27 protein-coding genes and 1 riboswitch are annotated in these 25910 nt (G+C 38.8%); of the genes, 7 read left to right on the top strand and 20 right to left on the bottom strand.

Annotation, left to right across the window (positions count from 1 at the left end; all coding sequences use genetic code 11):
- Window positions 1-20 precede the first annotated feature (20 nt).
- From DYD17_RS05485 to DYD17_RS05440, 10 genes are read right to left on the bottom strand one after another with little or no spacing between them, the layout of a single operon-like run.
- On the bottom strand, window positions 21-1748 hold the full coding sequence (locus DYD17_RS05485) for an ABC transporter ATP-binding protein (RefSeq protein ID WP_003050534.1): 1728 nt from the start codon (window positions 1746-1748) through the stop codon (window positions 21-23).
- Entirely contained in the window at window positions 1745-3469 is a 1725-nt protein-coding gene (locus DYD17_RS05480; protein WP_115252859.1) for an ABC transporter ATP-binding protein, read from the bottom strand. Before DYD17_RS05480 ends, DYD17_RS05485 begins: the two co-directional genes overlap by 4 nt.
- A gap of 9 nt (window positions 3470-3478) precedes the next feature.
- The gene (locus DYD17_RS05475; protein WP_003050532.1) at window positions 3479-4081 is read right to left on the bottom strand and encodes a lysozyme family protein; all 603 of its coding nucleotides are present in this window, start codon (window positions 4079-4081) and stop codon (window positions 3479-3481) included.
- Entirely contained in the window at window positions 4082-5059 is a 978-nt protein-coding gene (locus DYD17_RS05470; RefSeq protein WP_003050531.1) for a nucleoid-associated protein, read from the bottom strand.
- Window positions 5060-5065: 6 nt separating this feature from the next.
- A complete protein-coding gene (gene glyA, locus DYD17_RS05465) occupies window positions 5066-6322 on the bottom strand; it encodes a serine hydroxymethyltransferase (RefSeq protein WP_115276398.1) in 1257 nt (418 codons plus the stop codon).
- Between the two features lie 10 nt (window positions 6323-6332).
- Window positions 6333-6764, bottom strand: a complete 432-nt coding sequence (locus DYD17_RS05460) for a GNAT family N-acetyltransferase (protein ID WP_003050529.1) — start codon at window positions 6762-6764, stop codon at window positions 6333-6335.
- A gap of 16 nt (window positions 6765-6780) precedes the next feature.
- The gene (locus tag DYD17_RS05455; protein ID WP_115252858.1) at window positions 6781-7371 is read right to left on the bottom strand and encodes an L-threonylcarbamoyladenylate synthase; all 591 of its coding nucleotides are present in this window, start codon (window positions 7369-7371) and stop codon (window positions 6781-6783) included.
- Entirely contained in the window at window positions 7355-8194 is an 840-nt protein-coding gene (prmC, locus tag DYD17_RS05450; protein ID WP_115252857.1) for a peptide chain release factor N(5)-glutamine methyltransferase, read from the bottom strand. The genes DYD17_RS05455 and prmC overlap by 17 nt, the downstream gene beginning before the upstream one ends.
- Complete coding sequence (prfA, locus tag DYD17_RS05445) at window positions 8194-9273, bottom strand: peptide chain release factor 1 (protein ID WP_115252856.1); 1080 nt, start codon at window positions 9271-9273, stop codon at window positions 8194-8196. The genes prmC and prfA overlap by 1 nt, the downstream gene beginning before the upstream one ends.
- Window positions 9274-9295: 22 nt before the next feature.
- Complete coding sequence (locus tag DYD17_RS05440) at window positions 9296-9898, bottom strand: thymidine kinase (RefSeq protein WP_003050525.1); 603 nt, start codon at window positions 9896-9898, stop codon at window positions 9296-9298.
- A gap of 196 nt (window positions 9899-10094) precedes the next feature.
- Between DYD17_RS05440 and DYD17_RS05435 the strand changes: the two genes are divergently transcribed.
- Both DYD17_RS05435 and DYD17_RS05430 read left to right on the top strand, forming a co-directional pair.
- Window positions 10095-10280 (top strand): 4-oxalocrotonate tautomerase, encoded by a 186-nt coding sequence (locus DYD17_RS05435; RefSeq protein ID WP_115245880.1) that lies wholly within the window; start codon window positions 10095-10097, stop codon window positions 10278-10280.
- A 52-nt stretch (window positions 10281-10332) separates the two neighbouring features.
- Window positions 10333-11268: an FAD:protein FMN transferase gene (locus tag DYD17_RS05430; protein ID WP_115252855.1), complete on the top strand. Its 936-nt coding sequence runs from the start codon at window positions 10333-10335 to the stop codon at window positions 11266-11268.
- A gap of 128 nt (window positions 11269-11396) precedes the next feature.
- Here DYD17_RS05430 and DYD17_RS05425 read toward each other — a convergent pair whose 3' ends face one another.
- The 5 genes from DYD17_RS05425 to DYD17_RS05405 all read right to left on the bottom strand — a co-directional run bounded on the left by DYD17_RS05425 (window position 11397) and on the right by DYD17_RS05405 (window position 17065).
- A complete protein-coding gene (locus DYD17_RS05425) occupies window positions 11397-12671 on the bottom strand; it encodes a nucleobase:cation symporter-2 family protein (protein ID WP_115252854.1) in 1275 nt (424 codons plus the stop codon).
- A complete protein-coding gene (locus DYD17_RS05420; RefSeq protein ID WP_115252853.1) occupies window positions 12671-13252 on the bottom strand; it encodes a xanthine phosphoribosyltransferase in 582 nt (193 codons plus the stop codon). Before DYD17_RS05420 ends, DYD17_RS05425 begins: the two co-directional genes overlap by 1 nt.
- 85 nt (window positions 13253-13337) lie before the next feature.
- Window positions 13338-13433: riboswitch (purine riboswitch) on the bottom strand.
- 123 nt (window positions 13434-13556) lie between these two features.
- Complete coding sequence (gene guaC, locus DYD17_RS05415) at window positions 13557-14540, bottom strand: GMP reductase (RefSeq protein WP_003050516.1); 984 nt, start codon at window positions 14538-14540, stop codon at window positions 13557-13559.
- A gap of 277 nt (window positions 14541-14817) precedes the next feature.
- Window positions 14818-16344 carry an ABC transporter permease/substrate-binding protein gene (locus DYD17_RS05410; RefSeq protein ID WP_003050514.1) on the bottom strand — a complete coding sequence of 509 codons (1527 nt, stop codon included), beginning with the start codon at window positions 16342-16344 and terminating at the stop codon, window positions 14818-14820.
- Entirely contained in the window at window positions 16337-17065 is a 729-nt protein-coding gene (locus tag DYD17_RS05405) for an ABC transporter ATP-binding protein (RefSeq protein WP_003050511.1), read from the bottom strand. Before DYD17_RS05405 ends, DYD17_RS05410 begins: the two co-directional genes overlap by 8 nt.
- Before the next feature lie 451 nt (window positions 17066-17516).
- Here DYD17_RS05405 and DYD17_RS05400 point away from each other — a divergent pair, with 451 nt between their 5' ends.
- Window positions 17517-18206 carry a multidrug transporter gene (locus DYD17_RS05400; protein WP_115252851.1) on the top strand — a complete coding sequence of 230 codons (690 nt, stop codon included), beginning with the start codon at window positions 17517-17519 and terminating at the stop codon, window positions 18204-18206.
- A 194-nt stretch (window positions 18207-18400) separates the two neighbouring features.
- On the opposite strand, the gene DYD17_RS05395 is transcribed toward DYD17_RS05400, so the two are convergent.
- The 5 genes from DYD17_RS05395 to DYD17_RS05375 form a co-directional block, all read right to left on the bottom strand.
- On the bottom strand, window positions 18401-19156 hold the full coding sequence (locus DYD17_RS05395) for an SDR family NAD(P)-dependent oxidoreductase (RefSeq protein ID WP_003050506.1): 756 nt from the start codon (window positions 19154-19156) through the stop codon (window positions 18401-18403).
- Window positions 19157-19281: 125 nt separating this feature from the next.
- Complete coding sequence (gene pta / locus DYD17_RS05390; RefSeq protein WP_003050505.1) at window positions 19282-20277, bottom strand: phosphate acetyltransferase; 996 nt, start codon at window positions 20275-20277, stop codon at window positions 19282-19284.
- Between the two features lie 6 nt (window positions 20278-20283).
- Window positions 20284-21186 carry an RluA family pseudouridine synthase gene (locus DYD17_RS05385; protein WP_003050503.1) on the bottom strand — a complete coding sequence of 301 codons (903 nt, stop codon included), beginning with the start codon at window positions 21184-21186 and terminating at the stop codon, window positions 20284-20286.
- Complete coding sequence (locus DYD17_RS05380; protein WP_003050502.1) at window positions 21183-22019, bottom strand: NAD kinase; 837 nt, start codon at window positions 22017-22019, stop codon at window positions 21183-21185. The genes DYD17_RS05385 and DYD17_RS05380 overlap by 4 nt, the downstream gene beginning before the upstream one ends.
- Window positions 21994-22665, bottom strand: a complete 672-nt coding sequence (locus DYD17_RS05375; RefSeq protein ID WP_003050501.1) for a GTP pyrophosphokinase — start codon at window positions 22663-22665, stop codon at window positions 21994-21996. The genes DYD17_RS05380 and DYD17_RS05375 overlap by 26 nt, the downstream gene beginning before the upstream one ends.
- 93 nt (window positions 22666-22758) lie before the next feature.
- On the opposite strand from DYD17_RS05375, the gene DYD17_RS05370 reads away from it, so the two are divergent.
- The 4 genes from DYD17_RS05370 to DYD17_RS05355 all read left to right on the top strand — a co-directional run bounded on the left by DYD17_RS05370 (window position 22759) and on the right by DYD17_RS05355 (window position 25910).
- Window positions 22759-23340: a CYTH domain-containing protein gene (locus tag DYD17_RS05370; protein ID WP_003050499.1), complete on the top strand. Its 582-nt coding sequence runs from the start codon at window positions 22759-22761 to the stop codon at window positions 23338-23340.
- Between the two features lie 128 nt (window positions 23341-23468).
- Window positions 23469-24449 carry a ribose-phosphate diphosphokinase gene (locus DYD17_RS05365; RefSeq protein ID WP_003050498.1) on the top strand — a complete coding sequence of 327 codons (981 nt, stop codon included), beginning with the start codon at window positions 23469-23471 and terminating at the stop codon, window positions 24447-24449.
- Window positions 24446-25573, top strand: coding sequence for a cysteine desulfurase family protein (locus DYD17_RS05360; protein WP_003050497.1), 1128 nt, complete (start codon window positions 24446-24448; stop codon window positions 25571-25573). The genes DYD17_RS05365 and DYD17_RS05360 overlap by 4 nt, the downstream gene beginning before the upstream one ends.
- The gene (locus DYD17_RS05355; RefSeq protein WP_003050496.1) at window positions 25563-25910 is read left to right on the top strand and encodes a DUF1831 domain-containing protein; all 348 of its coding nucleotides are present in this window, start codon (window positions 25563-25565) and stop codon (window positions 25908-25910) included. The genes DYD17_RS05360 and DYD17_RS05355 overlap by 11 nt, the downstream gene beginning before the upstream one ends.

The following is a 25910-nucleotide window of genomic DNA, read 5'->3' as shown; positions in this document are numbered from 1 at the left end:
TCTTTGTTAAAAGACGAACTTTACCTTATTTGTTGTAATCTAGCATAACATCCATTTTTTGCTATTAAGATGGCATGTGTTCCCCACTCAACCAATCGCCCTTGATTCATGACTAAAATCAAATCAGCTGATTGAATTGTTGATAAGTGATGAGCAATGATAAAGCTCGTTCTACCTTTCATTAACTGTTGAAGAGCATCCTGAATAATCGTTTCTGTTCTGATATCAATAGATGATGTGGCTTCATCTAAAATCAAAATTTTAGGTTTTCTCAAAAATAGACGTGCAATGGCCAATAATTGGATTTGTCCTTGTGATAACGCTTCGGCAGACGAAGATAGATAAGTATCATAAGTTTCAGGAAGTTGCATAATAAAGAAATGAGCATTGGCCGCTTTAGCAGCTGCCACCACTTCTTCTCGGCTAGCTTTGTCACTGCCATAAGCAATGATATCATGAATAGTGGCATCCTTTAACCATGTTTCTTGTAAGACCATGCCAATTATAGACCTGAATTCTTCTTTGTCATAGTCCTTAATAGGCACTTGATCCAACATTATACTGCCATCATCTACCTCGTAAAAACGCATCAATAAATTGATTAAGGTCGTTTTTCCTGATCCTGTTGGACCGACGATTGCTACTTTAGAACCAGCAGCAACAGAAAAGCTAATCTCTTGAAGTAGTGGTTTTTCTTTTTGATAAGAAAAACTAACGTTCTCAAAATCAATTTGTCCCTTAACTTCTGAAGTTTTAAATGGTAAAGTATCGTCAGGCTTCGCTACCTCAAGATCTAAAAGATGATAGAGACGTTGTGCACACGCCAGAGAACTTTGGATTTCTGCCATCACTGAAGAAATGTCATTAAAAGGCTTAGTGTATTGAACAACAAAATTTAAAAAAGTCGCTAATTGACCCACGGAGAAAAGACCAGCCATAATACGCATAGCCCCTAAACCTGCCAATAAAGCATAAATGACACTATTAATAAATCGCGTTGCTGGGTTAACTGTTGAGGCATAAAAAATAGCTTTTTGTGAGGCTTCGCTATAGATTTCATTAAAATACTTGTAATTCTCAATAGCCTGATTTTGAGCATTAAAGACTTGAACCAAGCTTTCTTGTCGTATCATCTCTTCTGTAAATTGAGCTAGATTTCCTCTACTTTGTGTTTGCTCTCGGGCATAGTGAAAGCTCTTTTGGGCGATATAGCGGGCAAGAAAAAGAGAAATGGGTGTTAGGATTAGCACTACGGCTAACATCATCCAATCAATTTGCGCCATAGCAAAAATAGTAAATAGAATCGTCAGCAAGCCCGTTACAAATTGACTAAATACCATCTGTAGGCCATTAGAAAGTTGTTCTGTGTCAGTTGTCACTCGACTGACCAAATCTCCAATGGTTTGCTGATCGAGATAGGCAAAGGGTAGTTGATGAATTTTTCCTAAAAGATCATTTTTTAATTGCTGACTATAGCGATAAAGCAGACGATAATAGAAAAGAGGTATTATCCACTGAATAAAAGCGTTGATTGAAACCACTATTGCCATTTGCACTAGGAGCCACTTCAGGGTTTGCCAATGATTGGCTAGTAAGATGACGTCAACAGCTTTACCGATAAGAACTGGCAGGTAGACACTCAATCCTACTTGAACAAGGCTAGCTGCTACAAGTATAAAAACATACAGACGTTTCTTCAACAAGTCTTTGAACAAGCGATCCAGGAGGTGGTGATTGATTTTTGTCATTTTGCCTCCCCCTTCCGTTGAAGTGCTAGCATGTCTTGATAGACTGAATGAGTTGTCTTTAGTTCCTCATGACTGGCAAAACCAAGCTGGTGTCCTTGATCCAAAAGTAAAATCTTATCAACAAAAGCTAAATTCTTAATAGATTGTGTCACCAAAATCACTAAGACATCTGATAATTCCTCTTTCAATGCTTTAAAAAGTTGGACACGAGTCACATTGTCCAAGGCAGAACTGGCATCATCTAAAATCAACAGCGGTTTTGGATTAACAAGAGCCCTGGCAATGGCTAAGCGTTGACGTTGACCTCCTGAGAAATTACGCCCAAAAGCTTCAACCGGAGACTCTAATTGATCTGGTAAAGCAGCGACGAAGTCTTTTGCTTGGGCTATTTCCAGTGCCTGCCAAAGCTTCTGATCCTCAACAGGAGTGGATTGCCCTAACATCAGATTACTTCTGATTGTTCCTTTAAACAGTTGGACTTTTTGAGGAACAAGAGCAATGAAACGGCGCCAGTCCTCTACTGTTTTTGGTGTCTGCCCTTGCCACTTAAGGCTAATTTCGCCATGATTATGTGAGTAAGTGCGGCAAATCAACTCAACTAATGTTGTTTTCCCCGCTCCTGTTCCTCCGATAATGCCAATCCATTCTCCCTGATTAGCACTAAATTGAATGTTATAAAGACTAGGTTCTGATGCTCTTGGGTAGGTAAAAGTCAGATGATTAATGGTTAAAAGCATTGAAGACTTCCATTGAGATTCGCCAAGTGGTATTGGTTTTTGCTCAGATAAAGTTAAAACCTCACTAATGCGGTTTGCAGCTGTTACACTCTGACTGATTGTTCCCATTAGCATGGTCATTTTTAACAGTTCTGATAAAATCTGTAAGAGGTAATTGATTAAAGCCACTAGCATGCCTTGGCTGAGTGTGCCAGAAGACACTTGCCAACTTCCCTGCCAAATCAGAATCAGCAAGGTAACGTTAACCACTAGAAACGTCATTGGATTTAAGAGATTAGCTAGGGTAGCAGCTTGATATTGGTTATGACTTAAGCTATCGTTTTGTTCTTTAAACGTTTGAAGTTCATTTTGAGTTTGATTAAATGCCTTAATTACCCGAATCCCTTGCAATTGCTGACTGGTTAGACGAACTAAGTGGTCCGTTTCCTGACGAATCACACGATAGAGCGGGTTTAAAAAACGAGAAATGCCAAAAACAAGCCCCAATAAGATGACCACCATTATCACAAACCACAACGTAAGACTGGGACTAATCCAATACGCCATGATTATCGCACCAAAGACAATAATAGGAGCTCTTAAAAAAAGACGTAACGATTGGTTAATACCTGTTTGAACCTGAAAACTATCACTGGTCAAACGAGATAAAAGGCTGGCATAACCTAAGCGGTCCTGTTCTTCTTTAGGGAGTCCCATGATTGTCTCAAAAAGGTCATCGGTCATCTGTTTTGTAAAGCCTACTGCAGCCTTGGACGAATAGTATTGAGCTGTCATAGAGAATGCCAGACCAACAGCTGCTAAGGCAAATAAGGTTAAGACAACCCCAAAAATCCCTTGACTGTTTCGCTGACCAATCTGTACATCGATCAAGTTAGCAATCAGCAAAGGCACTAATAATTCAAATAAAGCTTCTAATAATTTGAAAATGGGACCTAAGATAGTTTCTTTTAGGTACCCTTTCACATATGGACGTAATCGTTTCATAATGACTTTCTAGAAAAGGCTCATTAATTCAATTAAATAGAGATTGAAATGAACTTCTCGTGAATAATAGATATTACCACCATTTTTATAAAGCTTGCCTCCAGAAATCAAAGCTAGAGGGTGGTAGTAAAAATAAGTTTGGCCGCTAGTGTTTCCTAGACTCGGAGCAACTACTGTCTTAGAATAAGTTGTGGCTAAAGGAATAGTATTTTGCCCACCATGATCAGCAACATAGTCAATATAAGCTGTTCCAAAGTTATAGGCTTGAACTGCTGTCCAAGAATCAACCCCTGCTTCTTCAGCTAGAGACAAATTATGAGAAAGCAAACTCACCCCATGCTCAATGCTAGATTGACTGTCTGTAATGGAGTCTTTCTTTCCAGAGCTACTTTCACTGGACTGCATGACATCTGCTTCGCCACCTTTTGTCTCTGTGTATATCATGGCTAAGACTAAGTCTACATTTGCCTTCGTATCATTTTCTGCTAAGGTCTTTTCAACCATCGGCTTGTAAGCCAAGACACGATGGACATTGTGTCGAATAACAAGCACTTGATAGAAAATAAGCAAAAAAATGAGCAGAGCGCAGACACGCTTAATGAATTTAAACATTTATTTTGTTTTAATATCCTCTATGTTCTTAATTAAGATGGAATAAGTCCCATCATCATTTAACAGGAATTCGACTGATTCGGCATCCTGATAAATAGCATTTGGCACGGTCAACTCTATGCCATTTGACAACGATAATTTTTGGCTTTCTAGTTTTTTGATTTGTCTGGAATGATCAATATCACTGATTTTTATGGGTTCTGGAATCGCTTCTTTGACTTGGTCCACAAAGGTTAAACGGGCCGTTAAATTATCATCAAAGAGCTGATCAGCTAATTTTTCTGGTGATAAGGTATCATCAGCTTCTAATTGGTTAAAAAGCGTTGACTTCATCTTGGATTGGAAAGCAAAATCATCTTGATTAAAGTTCTCTGCAATTTTCTGAGCCGTTTGTTCAATCATTTTGATTGATTTTTTAACTGACTGTTCAGGTTTAACCTTTAAAAGAGTCTCCGAAAAATAATGTTCAAAACTACCATTATGTTTCACACGTTTCTCAATCAAATAATACTGACCAGATTTAAGATTAATGACCAGTGCTTCGTCCGGTGTTTGGGTAGGACTCGGCAAATTATTCTGTGTTACCGTAAAAGGGTGTTCATAATTATCAGAAAGGTGAGCGAACTGCTCTTTTAAGGCAATTCGTAGGAAGGCAAAGAAGGGTTCTCCATCTTTATCGAACTGAATAAACACCAAATCATTGGTTTTTTGATCCTCTGCAATGACAAATGCTTCTTTCCATAATTGAGCAAGGGTGACGGAGGTTTCTAAAAGATCATCACTGATAGTTGCAAAAAAGGCATTATCAGGCTCAAATTGACCTCTCTTAGCCTCATCTGAAAATACTTTAGCTAATTTTTTCCGAAAATACTCATCAATGCGTGGTGTAATGCTCACCAAGCGATCAGATAGTAATAATTCTGTGTCATTAGGGGAAAACTGATGAATAACGATACGTTTGATATAACTGTCTAACATGGTTCCTTATTTTTTATAGAGTGGAAAAGCATCTGTTAATTGACGCACTTCCTGACGAACCTCTTCAAGAATAGTTTCTTGATTATGATTAACCAAGGCTTTGATAATGAGGTGAGCGATAGTCTGACTTTCTTTAACTCCCATGCCACGACTGGTTATAGCTGCACAACCAATACGAATGCCTGATGTTTTAAAAGGAGATAAGGTTTCAAAAGGAATGGCATTTTTATTTAGAGTAATATTAACCTCATCGAGAAGATTTTGAGCTAACTTACCATTTGCAATCACTTTGGTAACATCTACCAAGAAAACATGATTATCTGTCCCACCAGAAATAAGGCGGAAGCGCTCATCTTGCTCAAACACTGCTGCCATAGCCGCAGTGTTATCAATAATAGCCTGTGCGTAGTCTTTAAAGGATGGATCCAAGGCTTCTTTAAAAGCAACCGCTTTGGCAGCAATCACATGCTCAAGAGGTCCTCCTTGTAGACCTGGGAAAATGGCTGAGTTAATCTTTTTAGCAAGAGCTTCATCATTGGTTAATATCAATCCACCACGAGGACCACGTAAGGTTTTGTGAGTTGTTGAAGTAACAATGTGCGCGTAAGAAACAGGATTAGGATGTAAACCTGCTGCCACAAGACCAGCGATGTGAGCCATATCTACCATTAAATAAGCACCAACTTGATCAGCAATATCACGAAACTTTGCAAAATCAATGCTTCTAGAATAAGCCGAAGCCCCTGCAACAATCAATTTAGGTTGGACAGCTTTAACCTGCTCCAAAATGGCATCATAATCTAACATTTCCGTATCAGCATTTACTGAATAACCTACAAAATGGTAGGTTTTCCCTGAAAAATTGACCGGTGATCCATGAGTAAGGTGTCCACCTGCTGCCAAATCCATCCCTAAGACAGTATCGCCAGCTTCAATCAAAGCCATATATGCTGCTGCATTAGCTTGACTGCCAGAATGAGCTTGAACATTAGCAAATGAAGCACCAAAAAGCTGTTTAGCGCGTTCAATAGCAAGCGTTTCGACAATATCCACACATTCTGTTCCGCCATAATAGCGATTACCAGGGTAGCCTTCTGCATACTTATTCGTCAAAACAGATCCTTGAGCTGCCATGACAGCTTTTGAGACCATATTTTCAGAGGCAATTAATTCAATATTGTGTTCTTGTCTTTCTTCTTCAGCATGAATAGCATCCCAAAGGTCTTCATCAAAAGCTTCAAAATTATCTTGATCAAAAATCATCGTCATCTCCTTATAATTTCTTAATGAAACGCAATTGTGTTTTATCATCCACATAATTCAGTTTTCGATAAAAACCATGCGCTTCTGTGCGGTGACTAGCAGAATTCAGGCGAATAAAAGCAAATTCTTCTTCTTTGGCAAGTGCTTCTAACCCTGCTACCAAAGAACTTCCAATGCCTTTTCCTTGGTAATCTGGTAAAACGGCTAAAGCCAAGACATTAAGGCCCTTATCTGTGTAAAGTGTCTCGTAGCATTCTGCATGAGCATACCCTACTAATTGATGAGTATCCTCATCATCATAGGCTAGAAAATAATGATGGCCATCATCTATCAATCGTTCGAATTGACTTTCCACCAAATCGATTGAGACACAATACCCTAAGGCTTTATCATTAATCTCCTTTAGTGATGGACAATCTGCTTTACTTAATGGTCTCAACATCCGCATAACCCCTTTCCTAAAAATGAAGCTCAGGTATCTTGCCTACTAACTCTTCCTTCGTAATAGCACCTTGGCGTAAAATCACAGGGCTTTCGCCTGACAAATCTAAAATCGTTGAATCCTTACCTGTTAGAAAAGGATCATCCGCATAACCAATCACTTGAAAATCAAAATCTTGTATAATCTGATCAAAAACCTTACCACTGGGTTTACCAGATAAGTTGGCAGAAGGACCGATTAAAGGGCCAGTTTTTTGAATTAGCGCTGCAGTAATCGGATGACTGGGCAGTCGAAAACCAACGGTTGCTAGTCCAGAATTTATCCAGTGAGGCACACGATCATTCGCCTTTAAAATAACTGTCAAAGGTCCAGGTAAAAATGCTTGATAAAGTTTTTCAAGGTATGTTGGCTGTTCTTTTGAAAAAGCTAAAATGCTATCAAAATCAGCAACATTCAGATTCATTGCCTTATCGCGAGGTCTCTGTTTTAAGTCATAAACCGCGTTCACCGCTTTTTCATCCAAAGCCTTGGCAAAAAGACCATAAACCGTTTCTGTCGGTAACACAAGAGCGCCACCTGATTCAATGATACTAGCTAATCGTTCCATGATCGACGACGACCATCCTTTCTTTACCAAATACATCCTTTAAGACCCGAACCCGTTTTTGAGGAAAATGAGTGTTAACAAGTGCTTTAATGCCCTCTCCCTGCTTATAACCAATTTCAAAGTAAAGCTTCCCTTTTTCACTTAGGTAATTCGAAGCCTCTTCAATAATCCTTCGGTAGATGGCATAACCGTCTTCTGCTGCAAAAAGAGCTAAATGGGGTTCTGACTGGTAGACATTTAAACCTACCTCATCCTTATCCTCGTAGGCAATATAGGGGGGATTTGACACAATCATATCAAAGGTTCCTGAAAGTTGACTAAAAACATCCGAAACGATAAAAGTTATATCAAGCTGATAATGGCTAGCATTATCTTGGGCTAAGCTCAGGGCGTCACTTGAAATGTCAGATGCTGTTAACTGCCAAGCAGGTCTTTCTTTCTTGAGAGAAATAGCAATCGCTCCACTACCTGTTCCAATATCCAAAGCACTCAACGGTGTATCGGGATTTTCAGCTAAAATCAAGTCTACTAGTTCTTCCGTTTCGGGCCTTGGAATTAAAACTCTTTGGTCCACGGAAAGCTGAAGATCTCTAAAATAAGCCCGTCCTGTTAGATATTGAGGAGATAAATGCTGGCTTAGATCCATGAAAATCTTTTCCAAAATCAGGCAGTCATCTGAACTTACTTCTTGATTTTGGTGAAGTAAGAAATCAAGGCTAGACCACTCTTTTAGTTCCCTAAAAACATAGGCGAGGTTTTCGCGATCCTCACCTATTTGTTCCAGTTTATCTTCATAAGTCCTGATTAATGTAGCATAGTTCATTAGTTATTGAGAGATTCCAATTTCTGTGTTTGGTCATACATGACAAGGGCATCAATGATTTCATCCATCTTTCCAGACAAAATAGTATCCAACTTTTGTAAGGTCAAGCCAATACGGTGATCCGTCACACGATTCTGCGGGAAATTGTAGGTACGAATACGTTCTGAACGGTCACCTGTACCAATGGTTGATTTACGTTCAGCGTCTTGTTCGTCTTGAGCAATCTGGGCAAAATGGTCAGCCACACGGGCACGAATAATTTTCATCGCTTTGTCACGGTTTTTTTGTTGTGTCCGTTCTTCTTGCATTTCCACTTTAATATTGGTTGGCAAGTGAACGATACGAACGGCAGTTGCCACTTTATTGACATTCTGACCACCTGCACCTGAAGCATGGTAAATATCAACACGCAAATCTTTAGGATCAATGTCGTATTCTACTTCTTCTACTTCTGGCATAATAAGAACTGTTGCTGTTGACGTATGGACACGGCCTTGGCTTTCTGTTACAGGAACACGCTGCACACGGTGAGCACCAGATTCGTATTTCAATTTAGAATAAACAGACTGACCAGAAACCATGGCAACAACTTCTTTGATACCACCAACTCCATTATAAGAGGCTTCCATGACCTCAAAACGCCAGCCTTGGCTTTCAGCAAATTTTTGGTACATGGTCAAAAGGTCACCAGCAAAAAGGGCAGCCTCGTCACCACCGGCAGCTCCACGGATTTCCAAAATGATATTTTTATCATCATTCGGATCTTTCGGCAAGAGGAGGATTTTAAGTTTTTCTTCGTAGTCTTCCTTAGCAGCTTTAGACTCTTTTAATTCTTCCTTAGCCATTTCTTCTAATTCAGGATCACCACTGGCATCCTTAATCATTTCTTCCGCATCAGCAATGGCTTGGATTACTTGTTTATACTCACGGTAGGTTGTTACAGTATCACGTGTACTAGCTTCTTCTTTTGACAAGGCCATAAAACGCTTGGTGTCTGAAACGACTTCTGGGTCACTCAATAATTCGCCTAACTCTTCATAACGGTCTTCAACCGCCTGTAATTGATCATAAATGTTCATTCGTTTTGATCATCTCCTCTTTTTACTTTTTCTCAGTCATGACTGACTGTTCGGTGCTAACGGGTGGGTGAAAATAATGCTTACGGCAAACTGGAATATAGGTTTCATTCCCTCCGATTTGTATCTGAGCTCCCTCATATACCGGTTTTCCATTCTCAGTTCGTAAAACCATCGTGGCTTTCTTGCTACAATATTGGCAGATCGTTTTGATTTCATCAATCTTATCGGCCAGAAGCAAAAGGTATTTTGACCCTTCAAACAGTTCATTTTGAAAATCATTTTTTAACCCAAAAGCCATGACAGGAACATTTAACTCATCCACCACACGCGCCAAATCATAAACATTTTGCTTGCTTAAAAATTGGCTTTCGTCAATCAAGACACAATAAGGTTTTTCCTCCAATTGATCAATAAAGTTAAAAACATCCATATCACTAGAAATAGGAACTGCTTCTCGTCGCATGCCGATACGACTTGAAACGACGCCAAAACCATCACGCGTATCAAGAGCACTTGTCATAATGACAACAGGTTTTCCTTGTTCTTCATAATTATGTGCTACTTTCAAGATTTCAATAGTCTTGCCTGAATTCATTGTCCCATATTTATAGTATAATTGAGCCAAAATGGAGTATCCTACCTTCTATTTTTATCCTTTCTATTCTATCATAATTGTATTCATTTGGCGATTGACTTCTTCGAAAACCCGACACTGGTAATGAGAAAAAAGTCCTTTGGTAAGCCTTTTCAAGAAGCTGTTAAGCATAGGCAATTTCACAACAACATGATAAAATAGACATAACTAGAAAAGGAGGTTTCCTATGCCATTTGTAACCATTGACCTTTTTGAAGGTCGTAGCCAAAATCAAAAAAATCAATTAGCACGTGAAGTGACTGAAGTCGTCTCACGCATCGCTGAAGCACCTCAAGAAAGCATTCATGTTTTTATTAACGACATGCCAGAAGGGTCTTATTTCCCACAAGGTGAAATGAAACGAAAATTATAATAACCTTCCCCCACTCCTTAGTGGGGGTCTTCTGCTAAAAAGGGGACTAATTATGTTTGTTACGCAACAATTAAAACTAATGGGAACTGTTATTGATATCCATATTGCATCCAACAAAGCTCCTCAACAACTTCAGACGGTGATTACCCTATTACATACTTACAATCATCGTTTTTCTGCCAATGATTCTACTTCTGAATTGATGGTTATTAATAGGGCAGCTGGTGTCAAAGCCGTCCGTGCCCACTCTGATTTGCTGACTCTTATTCAAATTGGTAAATCACATAGCCTAGCTGCGCCAAGTAATTTGAATATCGCTATCGGGCCACTTGTCCAAACCTGGCGAATCGGCTTTCCTGATGCTAATCTACCCAGTCCTGAGCTTATCTCACAACAATTAGCCCTCACCGATCCCCAAAACATTAGAATTAATCAGACCAATCAAACCGTTTTCTTAACACGATCTGGAATGTCACTTGATTTGGGTGCCTTAGCTAAGGGTTACATTGCAGATAATATCATGGCTTATCTCATCGAAGACGGGGTCGAATTTGCCCTAATCAATTTAGGAGGAAACGTCTTAGTTCATGGACCTAATCCGAAAAGCCCTGACAAGACTTTTCGAATTGGAATTCAAGAACCAGGTGCCAGACGAGGCAAGCACTTGGGACTCATCAAGGTCAACAATCACTCTGTAGTGACCTCTGGTATTTATGAAAGGCAGTTTACAGCCAAAGGGAAACAGTATCATCATATCTTAGATCGTCAGACAGGCTATCCTATAGAAACAGATATGCTCAGCTTAACGGTCATGGCTCCTTCTTCTTTGGATTGTGAAATATGGACTACCCGACTCTTTGGACTCGATAAAGCCACCGTTATTAGCTGTTTAAATAATCTAAAACACATTGAAGGACTTGTGGTCACAAAAGATCAAAAAATCTGGATGTCAAATGGACTAAGACCATACTTCCAAGCCATGTATTAGTAAAAACAACTAGGAGTCTTTCTAGCTAACTGATTAAACCTATCAAAAAAACGACTCTCTCTGAGTCGTTTCAAATTGAAGACAAACTTCATTTTTGAGGTTTGTCTTTTAGTATGATCATTGATATCTTAATAATCTTTACTATTTAAGAGCAGGTTTAAGACAACAGATGTCAAAGTGGCAATCACAATACCATTCGTTAAGAACATTTGAGCTGTCTCTGGTAAACTAGCAAAAAGATTGGTGCCATTAAACCCTAAGCCAGCCGAAATGGAAACAGCAGCAATAATAAAATTATACTCGTTCTTTTGGAAATCAACACGATTAAGCATTTGCATTCCTTGAAGAGCAACCATACCAAAGAGAACAAGCATAGCTCCACCAAGAACTGGGCTTGGAATCATTTGCGCCATTGCTCCAAATTTAGGGAGTAAACCAATGACCACAAGGATACCTGCTGCGTAGTAAATCGGACGACGGGTTTTAATACCTGAGATTTGGACAAGTCCAACATTTTGAGAAAAACCAGTATAAGGGAAGGTGTTAAATAACCCACCGAGAAAGACTGCGATCCCTTCTGAGCGATAACCATTGCGCAAACGTTTTTCATCTAATTGATCATTAGTCAAATCTGAGAGCGCTAAGTAGACACCTGTTGATTCAACCATAGAAACCGTTGCGATGATACACATCATCACAATAGAAGTGATTTCAAAAGTTGGCATGCCAAAATAAAATGGGGTTGGCACATGAATCCAAGAAGCCTCTGCAACAGGAGTTATATCTACTAATCCCATCATGGTTGAAACCAAAGTTCCCGCTACAAGCCCAATCAAAATGGAAATGGATTTCACAAAACCTTTGGTAAATTTTTGGACTAAAAGAATAATGACAATCGTCAACAATGATAAAATCATGCTTTGTGCCGTAGGCTCTTTGACGTTATCTCCCATATTCCCCATAGCAACACCTACGAGACTTAAACCAATAACGGTAATGACCGATCCTGTAACAATTGGTGGGAAGAAACGAGCAATCTTAGAAAAAATACCTGCCACTAAAATGACATAAATTCCTGACGCAATTAGGGCTCCAAACATGGCACCTGAACCTTGCTGCGCTCCAATAATGGAGAGAGGTGCCACTGATTGAAAAGCACATCCTAAAACAACTGGTAATCCCACTCCCGTATGCTTGGTTAACTTTAACTGTAAGAAAGTAGCCAAACCACACATGAAAATATCTGTCGAAATCAGGTAAGTCAACTCTCTAGCGGAATAACCTAAAGCACCTGCAATCATAATTGGTACTAAAATAGATCCGGCATACATCGAAAGCACATGCTGTAAGCCAAGGACAGCTGATTGCGAGTGAGAATGTTCTTGCTTTGTTGAATGTATCATTATGCGTCAGCCTCCAAGAAGTTTAAGTTCCCATTTTCAAAGTTTTTAATACGTGCTAATGAGGTCACTTCAATGCCCATATCTTCAATCAATCGACGGCCATCTTGGAAAGATTTCTCAATCACAATACCAACGCCGACGACTTGTGCCCCTGCTTGACCAATAATCTCAATCAAACCTTTTGCTGCCTGACCATTGGCTAAAAAGTCATCAATAATCAAAACCTTATCTTCTTTAGATAGAAATTTACCAGCGATAGACACCGTGCTCGTCACTTGTTTAGTGAAAGAATAAACTTCTGCTGTTAAGATCCCCTCTGTCATGGTAATGTTTTTATGTTTTTTCGCAAAAATCATAGGAACATCCATTGCTTCTGCAGCGTAGACGGCTGGTGCAATACCTGAAGCTTCGATTGTAACCACTTTTGTAATTCCTGCCTCAGCATATTTTTGAGCAAATACCTTGCCGATCGCTTTCATCAATCGACAATCAACTTGGTGGGTTAAAAAATTATCTACCTTTAAAATATTCTCTCCTAGAATATTGCCATCTGTTAAGATGCGTTTCTCAAGTAACTGCATAAATCTCCTTTGATTCAAATAGAAAAAGCCTGCCGCAAAGTTAGAAACCATAAAAGTTCCTCACTTTGCAAGGTTAAAAACCAAGCAAGCCTAAAAGCTTACTTATTGTTAGACATTAAGGTGTCTTGTAGAGACGCTGCGCCAATTCACAGCATAAATAAGTATGTCATTATTTAATTCATTATGATAATTTACTATTTTACCATGTTTCTTATTTTTTTCAATACCTACAGAGATATGATAAAAGCATCTCCAGCATTAAGCTAAAAAAATTCTTTGCTGGTCCTAGCTAACTCCATATCATTTAAATAGAATCACCATTCCAAATGGAATTTTTGACAATAACATAATCAACATGACGCAAACTGTCTAAATCTTTACCACCCGCGTAAGAAATGGACGATTGCAAATCTTGTTGCATTTCAGTCAGGGTGTCTGATAAATGGCCTTTTGTAGGCAGTAAGATTTTTTTACCTTCTACATTTTTATGCTCGCCTTTTTGATATTCTGACGCCGAGCCATAATATTCTTTAAACGTTTCACCATCCACTTCTACTGTTTTTCCAGGACTTTCAATATGCCCTGCAAAAAGCGAACCAATCATGACCATACTCGCTCCAAAGCGGATGGATTTAGCGATATCACCATGTGTGCGAATCCCACCATCAGCAATGATAGGCTTACGAGCTGCCTTTGCGCACCAGCGCAGTGCTGCTAACTGCCAACCACCTGTACCGAAACCTGTTTTTACTTTAGTAATACAAACTTTTCCTGGACCAATACCTACTTTAGTGGCATCAGCACCTGCGTTTTCGAGTTCCCGTACAGCTGCTGGCGTACCAACATTTCCAGCAATGACAAATGTTTCTGGTAATTCAGTTTTGATATGCTTAATCATATCAATAACACTGTTAGCATGACCATGAGCAATATCAATGGTAATAAACTCAGGAGCATCCTCTTTCAAAGAAGTCACAAATTCATATTCGTAAGCTTTAACCCCAACAGAGATTGATGCAATCAAGCCTTGTTCATGCATGCGTTTGATAAAAGGTTTGCGGCTATCTTCATCAAAACGATGCATAATATAAAAATAACCCTCTTTTGCTAACTGCTCAGCAATTGTTTCATCAATAATTGTTTGCATATTTGCTGGGATAACTGGTAGCTTGAACTGGTATTTTCCGAGTGTTACACTTGTATCTGCTTGTGAACGACTAGTAATAATGCACTTGTTAGGAATCAGTTGAATATCTTCATAATCAAATACAGGGATGTCATTAAACATAAGTTTCTCCTCTTTTGACACAGATGAAAGAAAATAAGTCAGTTCTCATCTTCTTCTCCACGTCCTTTATACAAAATGACCTTCCTATGACCTCTGATGATTAGAGGCATCGCTAGGTAAAAACTTACCTTTCCTTTTATAGTTTATTCATTTGTTTATTTTTTGTCAAATTTAAATACTGCTTTTAATTTAAAAGTTCGGTTTTTGCGTTTATGAATTGTTACTTCTTGAACGTAAGAGATGAAAAAATGCCAGTCCTACGGACCAACATTTCTGTTTATTTCTGAATTAAGCCTGCTTTCAACAGATAATCTCGAGCGACCTTATTAGCATCTGCTCCTTTAACAGATACCTTGTAGTTCATGTCCTGCATCTCTTTTTCAGTAATTTTTCCCGCTAATTGATTAAGAATGCCTTTTAATTCTGGATGTTTTGTTAATAAGGAGGCTTTCATCAAAGGAGCTCCCTGATAAGGTGGAAACAACTGTTTATCATCTTTTAAAACTTTCAAATGGTATTTCGTAATTTCAGCATCCGTAGAGTAAGCATCTGTTACTTGGATATCTCCTGATTGAATAGCTTGATAACGCAAGGCTGGCTCCATCGTCGCCACAGATAGATGTAACCCATATTGAGATTGCATTCCCTTATAGCCATCTGCTCTGTCCTTAAATTCCAGAGTAAAACCAGCCTTTAAAGTATCAGCATGCACTTTTAAATCAGAAATGGTTTCAATCTGATATTCCTCTGCCAATTTTTCTGGCATAGCAACAGCATACGTATTTTGGTAAGCAAATGGCTTGAGAAGGGTCAGTTTATCTTGCTTAGCAATGCCTTTTTTAGCATCCTCATAGACCTGCTTAGGGTCATTAGACAAAGGTGGTTTGTCGCGTAAAAGACTTGATGTTATGGTTCCTGTAAATTCAGGATAGATATCAATATCTCCAGATTTAAGGGCTTCATATAGGAAGCTAGTTTTCCCAAAATGAGATTTCAACTCAACGCTTATATTTGATTGGTCTTCAATTAATTCCTTATAGAGATTAATCAGAATATCGGGCTCTGCTCCCAATTTACCGGCAATAACCACTGTATCTTTTCCTTTTGAAAACTGACTAAGCACCATAGGAGCGTACGATGCCAACAAGGCAAGGAAAGTGATTCCAAAACTAATCATAATCCGTCGCAAGGAAGCTTTCTCAAGGTACTGTAACAAACTATTGAAAATAATGGCTAGTAGAGCTGAAGAAATAGCCCCTATCATAATCAGATTAGCATTATTACGATCAATCCCCAATAAGATGAAAGAGCCAAGTCCACCGGCTCCTATCAAAGAAGCTAAAGTAGCTGTGCCAATAATCATGACTGCTGACGTCCGCACACCTGACATAATGACAGGCATAGCAATTGGAATCTCAAATGTTTTCAAACGCTCCCATTTGGTCATCCCAAACGCTGTCCCTGCTTCCACGAGACTCGGGTCAATACCATTTAACCCTGTGATGGTGTTCTGTAAAATCGGAAAAATCGCATAGATAACTAAAGCTGTCACTGCAGGCAACGTTCCAATTCCCATTAAAGGGATGAAAAGACCAAGCAAAGCCAGTGAGGGAATGGTTTGAAAAACACCTGTTACCTGTAACATGATGTCTGACCAACGTTTGCTGCGACTGAGAAGAGCTGCTAAAGGCACGCCTATTAGTAAGGCAATCATAAGAGATAAAAGGGAAATTTGCAGGTGTTCCCCTAGAGCAGCCAACCATTCATTAAAACGGTTTTGGAAAGTTACAAACAAATTAGGCATGCTCATTACCTCCAAATAAATTGGCTACAAAAGCATTAGCAGGGTGGGTCTTAATCATTTCTGGGCGATCCAGTTGCACAATTTCTCCCTCATTTAAAATAGCCACGCGGTCTCCTAATTTAATAGCCTCATCAATATCATGTGTCACAAATACAATAGTCATGCCAAACTCCTTGTGAAGACTCAACATTAATTCTTGCAATTGTTTACGTGAAATAGGATCTAAGGCTGAAAATGGTTCATCCATCAATAGAATTTTAGGATGAGAAATGATAGCACGTACAATACCAATACGTTGCTGTTCACCTCCCGATAAATCACTTGGGTAACGATTAAGATAATCTTTAGCAGGTAGGCCCACCTTATTCAATAATTCTTCAGTTTTTTGTCTAATTTCTTCAGGTGACCATTGCTTCATCTCAGGGATAATCGCAATATTTTCAGCTACTGTGAGATTGGGAAAAAGAGCAATTTGCTGCAACACGTATCCAATAGATAGCCTCATCTCACGTAAATCTAACTCTTTCTGTGGGACGTTATTCAGTAAAATATCTCCAGAGCTTGGTTCAATAAGGCAATTAATCATTTTTAAAAGTGTGGTCTTGCCCGATCCGCTGGGGCCAACCAACACAAAAAATTCACGGTCATTAATTTGAAAGGTCTGCTCTTGCAAAACCTTTGTCTGACCAAAAGTTTTAGAAACATTATTAAAACGTATCATTATTTCTCCAATTCATTGGTTAAAGCATCACTATAAAAGCTGATGAATTCATTCAACCTGTCTCTCTGTCATTTTTTCTCAAAACGTTCTGAGTAACTACCTTGAGTTTTTTACTTCCAAAGGAATTATTGCAAACACTCCTATTTTTAGACAAACGTATCTACTATTTCATCTATTAATTAAAGGGACTCTTAGGTATCCTCAGTAAGGTAAAAACTCACCAGTTCTCAAAAACATTTTCTCTCATTATTTTCTTGTCGTTTGTTGTTGACCATTATAAAAAGTTTCCCACTATAAGTCAAATAATGAGACTATTACCCCCTTATAGAAAAACAGGTCACTGTGTCGGCCTATCTCTCCAAAATTACCTTATCAAAAATCCTAGACTTGCCTATGATAATAGATAAACAGATTAATTGTCTTTTCTAGAAAATACAGCTATCATACAATTATGAAAAATACCATTTCCATTTTAGCGCTCTTAACACCTGAAAACCAACTTGAAGATACGTTTATTAGAGAGCTTTCCCACCACTTCTCACACCTTTTTGAGGTGACTATTCTCACTAGCAAAGCCAACATTCAGTCAAATCAATTGTCGACTTTCCAGGGAATTTTCAGTTTCCATGAGCATGACATTGACTTGCCTACACTCTATTTCAAAACCTCTCAATATGGTCAGGGATTTTTAGTGACAGAAAGTGTATTTGATCAAGCAACAGCAGTCTTATCGTTAAGCCAATACCTCACTAGATTTTACCAAAAATTTGATGGACATTTTTTAGAGTACCTTCCTTTGCAAGCAAGGTTATCTGATGCAAATGGAAACATCATAGTCGATAATCATGCTTTTAATGGAAGTTTTTTGCCAGCTACTGATAAAGAAATAGAAGATTGGATTCTTGCTGAATTGCGTTTATCAGATAACCCTTGTAAAACCTTCCTACTTCCTTCGGGTTCATTGGATCATATTTACATGCAGCATTATCAAGCTCTTAAAAATCCTCAAGGTCAGCTGGTGGGAGTTTTGGATACCGTTCAAGACATTAAACCGTTATTAAACCAGTATTTAGAAGAAACTGGACAAGCCATTGTTGGCTGGTCCGATGTGACATCAGGTCCTTCCATTTTAGATCACTAAACTTGATTTTAAATAGGGAGTTCAGCCTAAATCATCAACGCACAAGAAGCAATCAAGAACACTTGGAAACATTAAAACCTTTCTTCTTGACTGCTTTTTTTGATGACTAAATCGGTAAGTCTCACTTATAAAGAATAAGTCATTCCAGTAAACCATTTTTCTAAAGATTATTATTCTTATGGACTCATCCCTTGCTAGTCACGAGTAACTGGTTGCGGTCCATAACTTTGCGACACTGGCATCAGCTCAATACGATTAACATTAACATGAGGGGGCTGATGAATCACCCATGATACGGTCGACGCAATATCTTGAGGTTGAATGGCATGTGCTCCTTGATAAATGGCCTTCACCCGTTCCTCATCACCATTAAAGCGAACCTTTGAAAATTCTGTCCCTTCACATAGGCCGGGTTCAATATTGGTCACACGTATATGGCTACCTGCTAAATCAGCTCGTAAATTGAGTGAGAACTGCTTAACAAAAGCCTTGCTAGCCCCATAAATATTGGCGCCCGGATAGGGAATTGTCCCTGCGGTTGACCCTAAATTAATAATAATACCATCATCTTTGGAGATCATATTTGGTAATAATTGACGTGTGAGATAAATCAACCCAACAATATTGGTATTAATCATCGTCATCCAATTCTCAAAATCGGCTTCATAAGCCTTATCAAGTCCCAATGCCAAGCCTGCATTATTAACTAAAATAGTAATATCTTGCCACTGAGTTGGTAGACTTGTCAAAGCAACATCAATCGCTTTGGTATCTGTGACATCCATCTGCAAAGGGTAAAAGTTGTCCGATCCAAAGCTCGTTTCTAAGGCCTTGAGTTTCTCAAGACGACGAGCGGCACCAATAACCTTTATCCCATCTGCAATTAATTGTTCGACAATGGCTCTGCCAAAACCGGCTGAAGCCCCTGTTACTAAGGCAATATTTCCCATACATTTCCTCACCTTCAAAAAAACGAGATGGTCTGGCCAACTCGTTTTTAATAATGTCAATTAGTCTTTGGACAACTTCTAACACATCACTTAGCGGTTAGAATCCTATATCAAGGGGTCTTGAGTTACCCTTGGCTTTCAATAGCTTGTGCTGCTGTAATAATAGCTAATTTGTAAATATCTTCAGCGCTTGAGCCACGAGATAAATCATTAACAGGTTTGTTCAATCCTTGTAAGATTGGTCCAATAGCATCAAACATTCCTAAACGTTGTGCAATTTTGTAACCAATATTTCCAGACTGCAAGTCAGGGAAAACGAAAGTATTAGCTTGACCAGCAACCGCTGAATCTGGTGCTTTGATAGCTGCTGTTTCAGGAACAAAGGCTGCATCAAATTGCAACTCACCATCAAGTGCCAAATCAGGGTTCAACCCTTTAGCAATTTCTGTTGCTTCTCTTACCTTATCAACTTGAGGCGCTTTACCAGAACCCTTTGTTGAGAAGCTTAACATAGCAATTTTAGGATCAATATCAAAGATTTTAGCTGTTTCAGCTGTGTTAACAGCGATTTCTGCCAATTCTTGTGCTGTTGGGTCAATATTGATAGCACAATCAGCAAACACGTAACGCTCGCTCGTATTTTCGCGGTTCATCAAGAAGACACCTGAAGTTCTTGAGATACCTGGTTTAGTTTTGATGATTTGAAGGGCTGGACGAACAGTGTCAGCTGTTGAATGAATAGCCCCTGATACCATTCCATCTGCTAATCCCATTTTAACCAACATAACACCAAAGTAATTAACATCACGAAGCATTTTATCTGCATCTTCAAGCGTTGCTTTTCCTTTACGGACCTCAACAAAAGCTTCTTTCATTCTTTCAAAGTCAGCATAGTCATTTGGATTAATGATAGTATAGTCTTGATCAGCAAAACCTAATTTTGTTAAAAGGCTGCGAACCTCTTCTGACTGTCCAAGGATAATCGGTTCTAAAAGTCCTTCAAATTTCAAACGAGCAGCTGCACGAACCACACGCTCATCATTTCCCTCTGGAAAAACAATTTTCATGTTTTTTCCAAGAATCTTTTCTCTTAAGCCACCGAATAAACTCCGAATACTCATTATTTATTAACCTCTATCTTTTTTCTGTAAATCTATGATAACGCTCTCAAAGTCATCTGTCAAGTTTATTGCATGTCTACACTCATTTTCTGTAAACGGATCTTTAAAATTCAAGTAATGGCAATGTAAGGCTTGCCTTGTTATTCCTAGGTCCAAGCGACCTCCATAGAGATCATCCCCTAACAGGGGAAAACCAAGGTGGGCAAAATGAACTCTAATCTGGTGGGTACGTCCCGTATGCAATTTAATGTCTACCAAGTGCACATTTTCTGGATAGCGCGCGACCACCTTGTAGCTGGTCTTAGCATATTTCCCCATGGAATCAACCGCCCGTGTAATGATACTATCTTTAGATCGCCCAATTGGTGCCACAATATCCCCTTCGTCGGGTAGAGCACCTTGACCAGAAACGAGGGCGAAATAACGTTTCTCAATGGCACGAGTTTGGAGCTGCTTATCTAATCTTGCATGAGCATAGCCATGCTTAGCAAATAACATCAATCCACTCGTATCTCTATCCAAACGAGTCACGATATGTACTTGTTGATTAGGATAACTCTTTTCCACATAATATGCCTTGATAAAGTTGGCAATAGTATTGGAATGAATGGCACTCGGAATACTGGCAAAGCCAACGGGTTTATTAATGACTAGAAAATGGTCATCTTCATAGACAATGTCCAAGTCAAAAGGAATCGCTTCAAGCTTTTCAAAAGGCTCTTCTTTTGGAATATCAATAGTTACCACATCCCCAATATCCAATAAATAAATGGCATTCTGTTCGATACCATTTACTAATATATTACCACCCTTATATTTGATTTTCGCCAATAGTCCTCTGGAGACATCATGACTTTTTAACAGAGTTTTTACTTTTGTTCGTTTGTCTGCTACAAATTCAAATCTCATGAGTCAATCTCTCCAATAAAGGCATCCTTGACCCTTTCCCAAAAGCTCGTATGACTTGGAGATGAGACAAAATGAATTTTCTCATCGTCGATAAAATACTCCACTTTAGTGACATTTTTAAGCTGATAGGTTTTATTATCAATGGAAATGGTATAAATACCTAAGCGTTTCGGCACTAACTCAATCTTATCTTTTTTGGGAATAATGACTGATGAGCCCAAGGTTCTAAAGACACGGTTATTAAGACTAGAAATTTCCGTTAATTGGAGAGCTTCAATCGTCGGATGTAAGACAGCCCCTCCTAAGGACTTATTATATGCTGTACTTCCAGTAGGTGTAGATACCGAAATGCCATCACCTCGGAAGCTTTCAAATTTCACATGATTGATGATAACATCTGCTACCATTGTCTTTTCGATGCGCTTAACTGTAGCTTCATTTAAGGCACGCGCTTTAATAACACGACCATCATCCAAACTAATAACCACTGTCAGGATGGGATAGGAGATTTGCTCTCCTTTGTCTTTTCTTAAATTATCAATTAATTTATCAAGTTCAAAATCCCGATAATCGGTATAAAATCCCAGATGACCTGTATGGATTCCTACAAAACGTACCTTATCTAATTCTTTTTCATACATGTGAAAGGCAGATAAAAGCATCCCATCCCCGCCAATAGAAATCACGATGTCTGGATTTTTCTTTGATAAGTAAAAATCAGGATCATCTTTAAATACGGCGAAAAGTTTAGAGGCAACGCGTTTGCTTTGATATTTGCCATTCGCAATAATGGCAACTCGCTTCACCTTATCTGTATAATTCATCTGTGTCATCACTATTTCCTACACCATCACTTAAATTTCGTGTCACGGGGTCAAACAATAATTGAGCCTCCCGAATGTCTTCTCGAATTTTACGCATTTCTTCGTCTAATTCTAAGGCAATTTTTGCGGTCAATTCAAGACGTTTTTTGATTTCTTCTGGGAAATCTCCGCCATATTTATAGTTCAACGAATGTTCAATCGTTGCCCAAAAATTCATCGCCAGAGTACGGATTTGAATTTCAGCTAGAACCTTTTTTTGACCTTCAATGGTATCAACAGGGTACTCAACAACCACATGATAAGACCTGTAGCCACTGGATTTCATATTGCGAATGTAATCTCGTTCATAGACAATTGTCATGTCTTGCCGTTGACGTAGCAATGCTAAAACCTCTTCAACATCATCTACAAATTGCACCATAATACGGAGACCGGCAATATCTTGGATGTCTTGCGCTATGTTTTCTTCAAGAACCCCACGCAGGACCATTTTTTCTTTGATGCTTTCAACTGATTTCACCCGGCCTGTTACAAACTCAATAGGGGAATAACGATTTTGCTTACGAAATTGCTTGCGAATACCACGCAATTTAATTTTTAATTCACCAACAGTTTGAATGTAAGGGTCTAAGAATTCTTCCCAATCTAAAGCCACCTGTTTTCTCCTTTCTTGTCAAAGCTAGGATATTAATATAAAATTGAAATAACAATTTATTATAGCACAAATTAAGTTTAAAAGGAATTTCCCATGACCAACCTAGAAATTGAATATAAAACCTTATTAACCAAAGATGAATATAATCGTCTCCTTTCTCAAATGAGTCATGTAGCTCCAGTGACACAGACTAATTATTACATCGACACCGAGGGGTTTGATTTAAAAGCTAATAAGATGTCACTGCGCATTCGTACCTTTACAAATAGTGCCGAACTAACCTTGAAAGTTCCTGAAAAAGTTGGTAATCGTGAATACAATCTCCCTCTCACTCTTGAACAAGCAAAAGACATGATTAAGCATGGGCACTTGCCAGAGTCGCCAGCTCTTGGCTTAATCACTTCTATTGGGATTGATTTAGAGGCTCTTAAAACGTTTGGACATTTGACGACTATTCGGAGAGAAAGCGATACTCCAATTGGGAAAATGGCTTTGGATTACAATCAGTATGCCAATACTAAAGACTATGAATTAGAGTTAGAAGTTACTGATCCAATCAAAGGAAAAATCGATTTTGATCTTTTTTTAACCCAACATCAGATTGCCTTTAAGTATGCTAAAAGCAAAGTTGCTCGTTTTAGCAAAACCTTGAAGAATCCTGGAAATAGCAGATAAAATCAACAGAAAGACTGAAATTTTTCTGTTTTTTTGTTAAAATAGTAATGTTAATGAATCACTTTGAATAAAACTTGGAATTTCTTCCTGTTTATTCTACTTGTTGAAATGAAGGAGCTAAATTTACCATGACTGAACGATATGCTGACAAGCAAATCAAACTGTTCTCACTCACATCAAATCTCCCGATTGCCGAGAAAATTTCGAAAGCATCAGGAATTCCTCTTGGGAAAATTTCTTCCCGCCAATTCTCTGATGGGGAAATTATGATTAACATTGAAGAAACAGTTCGTGGTGATGATCTTTACATCATTCAATCCACTAGTTTTCCTGTCAATGATAATCTCTGGGAATTACTCATCATGATTGATGCTTGTAAACGTGCTAGCGCCAACACTGTCAATATTGTTTTACCTTATTTTGGATACTCACGTCAAGATCGTGTAGCTAAATCTCGTGAACCTATCACAGCTAAATTAGTTGCTAACATGCTAACCAAAGCTGGTATTGACCGCGTTGTCACACTTGACTTGCATGCCGTTCAAGTACAGGGCTTCTTTGATATTCCAGTGGATAATCTTTTCACAGTGCCTTTGTTTGCTGATCATTACAGCCAACTTGGCTTGGCAGGTGCCGATACTGTTGTAGTGAGCCCAAAAAATTCTGGTATTAAACGTGCTAGAAGCTTAGCAGAGTATCTGGATTCACCAATTGCTATTATTGACTACGCAGAGGATGACTCAGAGCGTGAAGAGGGCTATGTTATCGGTGATGTTGCTGGTAAAAAAGCTATCTTGATTGATGATATTCTTAACACTGGAAAAACTTTTGCAGAAGCTGCTAAGATCCTTGAACGAGCAGGTGCAACTGACATTTACGCCGTTGCTAGTCACGGCTTGTTTGCTGGTGGTGCTGCGGATGTTTTGGAAACTGCTCCGATTAAAGACATTATCGTTACAGATTCTGTTAAGACCAAAAACCGTGTCCCAGAAAATGTCACTTACCTTAGTGCTAGCGACTTGATTGCAGAAGCAATCATCCGAATTCACGAAAGAAAACCATTAAGTCCTCTTTTCTCCTATAAACCCAAAGGTAAACATGACGCATGATTTATTTTGACAACGCTGCTACTACCCCACTTAGTCCAGCTGTCATCACAGTAATGACAGAGACAATGACAGATTTTTTTGGCAATCCTTCTAGTATTCACTCTTACGGACGTCAAGCAAGCAAAACTCTAAGAGAATCGCGCAAAACAATCAGCAATCTTTTAGACGTTAATGCTCGCCACATTATTTTCACTTCTGGAGGGACAGAAAGCAACAATACAGCTATTAAAGGCTACGCCTTAGCTAATCAAAATAAGGGTAAGCACCTCATCACAACTGCTATTGAACATCACTCTGTTCTTCACACTATGGCCTATCTTGAAGACCGACTTGGATTCGAGGTGACTTATTTGCCTTGCAAAAATGGAAGAATTGATTTAGCTGACGTTAAAAAGGCGCTCCGAGATGATACGATTTTAGTAAGCATGATGTATGCTAATAATGAAACAGGTGATGTCTTACCTATTCAAGAGATTGGAAACCTCCTTAGAGACCATCAAGCGGTTTTTCACGTAGATGCTGTACAAGCTATCGGAAAATTTGAGATTTTTCCTGAGCAATTGGGGATTGATTTTTTATCAGCTTCTGCTCATAAATTTCACGGTCCTAAGGGTGTTGGATTCCTTTATAGTAGAGGAATGATTATGGACTCCCTACTTCATGGGGGAGAACAAGAACATAAACACAGAGCCAGCACTGAAAACATACCAGGCATTGTGGGGATGGCACAAGCTCTAAAGGATGCTTTAACTAACTGTTTGTCAGCAACCAATCATATCACTTCTTTACGGGATCACTTGTTGGAACAGTTAGAGGGACTCTCTTATTACCTTAATCAAGGACCAAACTCTCTGCCACAAGTGATTAACATTGGCTTTCCTGGCTATCAAAATGGAGTCCTACTAACCCAACTTGACTTAGCTGGTTTTGCAGTGTCGACAGGCTCTGCTTGTACAGCTGGAACCGTTGAGCCAAGTCATGTACTTGCAGCTTACTATGGCAAAGAGTCTCATCGCCTAGCAGAATCCATTCGCGTCAGCCTGTCAGATCAAAATACCTTCGAAGAAGTCACTCAACTGGCTCAAACCTTACGAAAAATTCTAGGAGAATCAGATGGCATTTGAAAAAGAAATTACTTTAAAAGACTGTAAATATCGTTACCAAATCAGTCCAACTGTCAAAAAATACGCTTTGAAAGACACTACTTTTACACAAACCAAGGTGGGGCATTATCAATTAATCCGCTTGTTAGAAAAAGTTCCTAATTCAGGAGAAGGTTTTCCTTTAAAAATTACGATAAATAAAGAACTCGATAGCTTTAAACTTGCTATTACCGATCAGTCTGGTCTTAGGTTAGTTAATATTTTCAAATCTGAAGGCAATAAAATTCTTCAAGACAAGTTTTATTTCCTTATGGATAGCCTTGTCGAACGTGATATTTTTAGTAAAACAAAAGTCTAA

The organism is Streptococcus dysgalactiae subsp. dysgalactiae (genome assembly GCF_900459225.1).
Classification (GTDB): domain Bacteria; phylum Bacillota; class Bacilli; order Lactobacillales; family Streptococcaceae; genus Streptococcus; species Streptococcus dysgalactiae.
Note: the sequence above shows the minus strand (reverse complement) of the source record. Positions and strands in the feature narration are given on the sequence as shown.